Origin of the sequence: Paraburkholderia sp. BR10954 (assembly GCF_040965775.1) — a bacterium.
GTDB lineage: Bacteria > Pseudomonadota > Gammaproteobacteria > Burkholderiales > Burkholderiaceae > Paraburkholderia > Paraburkholderia youngii.
In genome coordinates this window covers 1-329 of the sequence record NZ_JBFRCK010000270.1, presented here as the reverse complement: position 1 = coordinate 329, position 329 = coordinate 1, and the positions used below count along the sequence as shown (strand labels likewise).

Annotated in this window: 1 protein-coding gene; it reads right to left on the bottom strand. The window is 74.2% G+C overall.

Annotated elements, in window-relative coordinates; translation table 11 throughout:
- Nucleotides 1–329 (bottom strand): hypothetical protein (locus tag AB4Y34_RS42200; RefSeq protein ID WP_368719348.1); only part of this gene is annotated, 329 nt, incomplete at both ends.

The window sequence follows — 329 nt, the reverse complement described above, 5'->3', positions numbered from 1 at the left end:
GCCCACAGCTGCGCCAGCACCGTCTCGAGCTCCCCGCGCGGCGCCTCGTAGCCCCGCCGCGCATAGGCATCGTCAGCCGGCGCCGGCAGTGCCTTGCGGTCGAGCTTGCCGTTCACCGTCAGCGGCAGCTCCGATAGCCGCACGAACGCCGCCGGCACCATGTAGTCCGGCAGCTGCCCCACCAGATGCGCGCGCAGCGTCCCCGCAAGCTGCGCTTCCTGCGCCTCCGCTGCGGCCACCACATAGGCCACCAGCTGCGGCTCGCCGGCCCGCTCCTCGCGCGCCACCACCACCGCCTCGCGTACCCACGCATGCCCGCACAGGTGCGC